Here is a 4118-nt window from a genome sequence, read left to right on the forward strand (position 1 = left end):
CCCGCGCCGATGGGTGGTCGAACGCTTCTTCGGCTGGATCAGCCGCAACCGCCGCCTTTGGAAAGACCCGGAGGCGACCCTCGCCTCGGCCCAGGCCTTCCTCTACGCCGCCGTCATGATCCTTGTCCGAAGGCTCAGCCGAGCGTTATGACTTATCAGACGGACTCTGAGACAGGCTGAGCTAATCCAGCCTCTTTCTTTCCCAATGTCTTTCTCAAACTCGCGCCCGTTACCCTGCCACTGGCTGGCGCCCCACCAGACGCGATCGGGCCGGCGGGTGACCTCAGCCCCTCAAGCGACGGCCTCCAGCAATTGCCCCGGGCAGCGGGCCCCGGGCTCCAGCGATCAGGCCAGCGGACCGCGCCTTTATCTTGTCGAGGATCACGTCGAGGGAACTGTCTGGCCGCTGCTGCACCTGTGCCGTGACCGGCTCGCCGTTGTTGATGACGTTGCCCTTAGCAAATGCGGCGTTGGCGTTCGCTGGTGTGCGAGTGGACATCACTCGACAGGTCGTCGGCGACGCGTAGAGTCCTTTGCATGCGTCACCCCCTGCTCGCCGCCATCGTCATGTTGCAGGGCGGGGGCGCATTCGCTGCTGAACCGATCGTCGGTCGCGCCAGCGTCACCGACGGCGACACGGTGGTGATCCAGGGCACTCGTATCCGTCTCTTCGGGATCGACGCGCCGGAGAGCGCTCAGGTGTGCGAGGACGCCGCCGGCAAGGAGTATCGCTGCGGACAGGTTGCTGCCCTCGCGTTGTCCGACCGGATCGGCGAGGCGCCAATCTCATGCGAGCCCCGGGACACCGACTGCTACGGTCGCACTTTAGCCATCTGTAGGAAGAGCCTTGAGGACCTGAACGCCTGGATGGTGGCGCAGGGCCACGCCGTCGCGTTCCGGCGCTACTCGAGCGAGTATGTGGGACAGGAAGCGCAGGCACGTGCGGCCTAGCGCGGGATCTGGGCTGGCACGTTCGAAGACCCAGCGGGCTGGCGCCGGACACGTCGAGGTGGAGCAGCGGCGCGAGCGGCCGATGAGCCGACGCCGGCCGGTTCGAACGCTTCGATGACCTGCACGATCAAGGGCAACATCTCGGCCAAGGGTGACCGGATCTACCACCTGCCGGGTACGAGCGCCTACACGCGCACCGTGATCGACGAGCGAGCCGGCGAGGGCATGTTCTGCACCGAGGACGAGGCGAAAGCAGCCGGGTGGCGGGCACCGCGGGGATGAGATGGATCTAGAGGAGGCGGCGTTCCGACGCCAACCATGAACCAGAGTCCGACGCCCCCCCAATTTGATCGGGGTGCGCCCATCGAGACGCTCGCCGGCACGATTGAGCGCGTCACCTTCCACAACGCCGAGACCGGCTTCTGCGTGCTCAAGGTCCAGGCGCGGGGAAAGCGCGACCTTGTGCCGGTGATCGGACATGCGCCTGCCATTGCCGCCGGTGAATGGATCACCGCAACTGGGATCTGGTTCACCGACCGGCAGCACGGGCTCCAGTTCAAAGCAGACACGCTCAAGGCCACGCCACCGACCGGGGTGGAGGGCATCGAGCGCTACCTCGCGTCCGGCTACATGCGCGGCATTGGGCCGGCCATGGCCAAGCGCATCGTGGCGCTGTTCGGAGAAGCCACCTTCGAGGTCATCGAAGCCGAGCCCGAGCGCCTGAAGGAGGTCTCTGGTATCGGCCCAACGCGGGCGGCTCGCATCGTCTCCGGCTGGGCCGAGCAGAAGGCCGTGCGCGAGATCATGATCTTCCTGCACGCGCACGGCGTCGGCACGGCGCAGGCAGTGCGGATCTTCAAGACCTATGGCTACGAGTCGATCGCCGTGATGAGCGAGGATCCCTACCGCCTCGCCCGTGACATCCGCGGCATCGGCTTCCGGACAGCGGACGCGATCGCCATGCGTCTCGGGCTGACGAAGGAAGCGCCGCAGCGGCTGCGGGCGGGCGTGTCGTTCGCGCTGCACACGGCCATGGACGAGGGACATTGCGGCCTGCCGATCGAGCGGCTGATCGTGCTTGCTCAGAAGCTTCTCGAGGTTGACGTCGCCCTCGTCCGCACGGCCGTCGCCGACGAGCTCGCGCGCGGCGAGGAGGTCATCGCCGACACGGTCGACAATGAGCCGTGCGTCTTCCTGAAGGGCCTGCATGCCGCCGAGCGAGCGATCGCAGAGCGGCTCGTCACCCGGGCCCGTGGTTCACCACCCTGGCCCAGCATCGACCTCGACAAGGCTCGGCCCTGGGTGGAGGCAAAGACGGGCAAGACGCTGTCGCCCTCTCAGGCCGAAGCCATCCGTCTGATGCTGGCCTCGAAGCTCTGCGTCATCACGGGCGGGCCGGGCGTTGGTAAGACCAGCACCTTGGACTCCCTGCTGCGCATCCTCACGGCCAAGGGTGTGAAGGTGCTGCTTGCAGCCCCCACGGGGCGTGCCGCCAAGCGGATGACCGAGCAGACCCGGCTTGAGGCCAAGACCATTCACCGCCTGCTGGAGATTGACCCAAAGCGGGGCGGCTTCTCACGCAACGAGGAGAACCCGCTCGACTGCGACCTGCTCGTGCTCGACGAGTGCTCGATGATCGACGTACCATTGATGAACGCCCTGCTGAAGGCGGTGCCGGAGGGCGCTGGGCTTCTCCTTGTTGGCGACGTCGATCAGCTCCCCTCGGTCGGCCCAGGCCAGGTGCTGGCCGACGTCATCGCGTCTGACCGCGTGCCGGTGGCGCGACTGACTGAAGTGTTCCGGCAGGCAGCCGAGAGCCGGATCATCGTCAACGCGCACCGCATCAACCAGGGCCAGATGCCGGAGCGGCCACAGCCGGGCGAGAAGGCCGACTTCTACCTGATCGAGATCGACGATCCTGACGTCGGTGTCGCCAAGCTGATCGAAGTCGTGACCAAGCGCATCCCGCGCTCCTTCGGTCTCGATCCAATCCGCGACGTCCAAGTCCTGACGCCGATGCTGCGTGGCTCGCTTGGATCGCGCAACCTCAACCACGAGCTCCAGCGCGTGCTCAATCCGAACCCGTCCCAGCAGATCGAGCGCTTTGGCTGGCGCTTCGCTCCCGGCGATCGAGTGATGGAGACCCAGAACGACTACGATCGCGACGTCTTCAACGGCGATCTCGGCATGGTGGCGCGCATCGACGAGGAAGAAGGCGCGGTCGTGGTCACCTTCGATGGGCGTGAGGTCGTCTACCCCTACGGCGAGCTCGACACGCTGGTGCCAGCCTTCGCCACGACGATCCACAAAAGCCAGGGCTCGGAGTATCCTGCCGTGGTGATCCCGATCGTGACGCAGCACTTCAAGATGCTGGCGAGGAACCTGCTCTACACCGGTGTCACGCGCGGCAAGCAGCTCGTCGTGCTGATCGGTCAGCGCAAGGCGATCGGCATGGCGGTTCGCGGCGGGAGCGCGAAGCGACGCTGGACCAAGCTGCGCGAATGGTTGACGGGGCCAAATCAGGTGCCATCGCTACGCGATCCACGAGCAACTTCCATCATACCGGCGTCTGGCAGCAGCCGCTGAAGCTGCAATGCCCCCTCCGCCGGCGCCTCCAGCCACGTGCACCACTCCTCCGGCGTGGTCAGCAGCACCGGCATCGCCTTCGGATGCACCGGCCCGACGACGCCGTTCGCCTCCGTCGTGAGGAGGGCATAGAGCCGGTGTTCCTCCTCGACGGGCTCGTCGCGCTTCGGGCCGCGCACGCCCGTCCACGGTCGCCAGGAAGAACGTTGTTTTGTGTCGTGTCATGCGGCTGTCGGTGCCACTCTCAGCCGCCGGGATCAGGAACAGTGTACGCATTGCGACACGCTCGGGCATGGTTCTAAGTTCGGTGCATGTCCGCACTGAAATCACGCCGCATCAGATCTAGCGCATTGGCGACGCTCAGCGTCCTCACCGGGCGAGCAGTTGCCGAGGATGGTCCATCGATCGCTTGGCCGGAGCCTGGTAGGCGGGCCACGATCAGCCGACCGTTCGGAGGCTCAACCATCGCGGTCAGCGTTTCGTCACGCACGGCCGGCGCTATCGATAGCCTGACCTGGGCCGGCACGCAGTTCATCAACGCCCACGACCACGGTCGCGAACTACAATCAGCCTCGTCCTAC

General features: G+C 66.0%; 5 protein-coding genes and 1 pseudogene. 5 read left to right on the forward strand and 1 reads right to left on the reverse strand.

The window, feature by feature from the left end; all coding sequences use genetic code 11:
- The 4 genes from MKK70_RS24460 to MKK70_RS24475 all read left to right on the forward strand — a co-directional run.
- The coding region (locus MKK70_RS24460; RefSeq protein ID WP_409568320.1) for a transposase at positions 1 to 151 on the forward strand (151 nt) is incomplete at its 5' end.
- Between the two features lie 386 nt (positions 152 to 537).
- Entirely contained in the window at positions 538 to 951 is a 414-nt protein-coding gene (locus MKK70_RS24465; protein WP_243950470.1) for a thermonuclease family protein, read from the forward strand.
- Positions 952 to 1065: 114 nt separating this feature from the next.
- Complete coding sequence (locus MKK70_RS24470) at positions 1066 to 1233, forward strand: nuclease (protein WP_243950472.1); 168 nt, start codon at positions 1066 to 1068, stop codon at positions 1231 to 1233.
- A 36-nt stretch (positions 1234 to 1269) separates the two neighbouring features.
- Positions 1270 to 3537, forward strand: coding sequence for an ATP-dependent RecD-like DNA helicase (locus tag MKK70_RS24475; RefSeq protein WP_243950474.1), 2268 nt, complete (start codon positions 1270 to 1272; stop codon positions 3535 to 3537).
- Here the strand turns inward: MKK70_RS24475 and MKK70_RS24480 are convergent.
- Positions 3471 to 3734 (reverse strand): annotated as a pseudogene (locus MKK70_RS24480) (SOS response-associated peptidase family protein); the annotation flags it as partial. The gene MKK70_RS24475 and the pseudogene MKK70_RS24480 sit on opposite strands and share 67 nt — an antisense overlap.
- Before the next feature lie 114 nt (positions 3735 to 3848).
- Here MKK70_RS24480 and MKK70_RS24485 point away from each other — a divergent pair.
- The coding region (locus tag MKK70_RS24485; protein WP_243950476.1) for a hypothetical protein at positions 3849 to 4118 on the forward strand (270 nt) is incomplete at its 3' end.

The organism is Methylobacterium sp. E-041 (genome assembly GCF_022829665.1).
Lineage (GTDB): Bacteria > Pseudomonadota > Alphaproteobacteria > Rhizobiales > Beijerinckiaceae > Methylobacterium.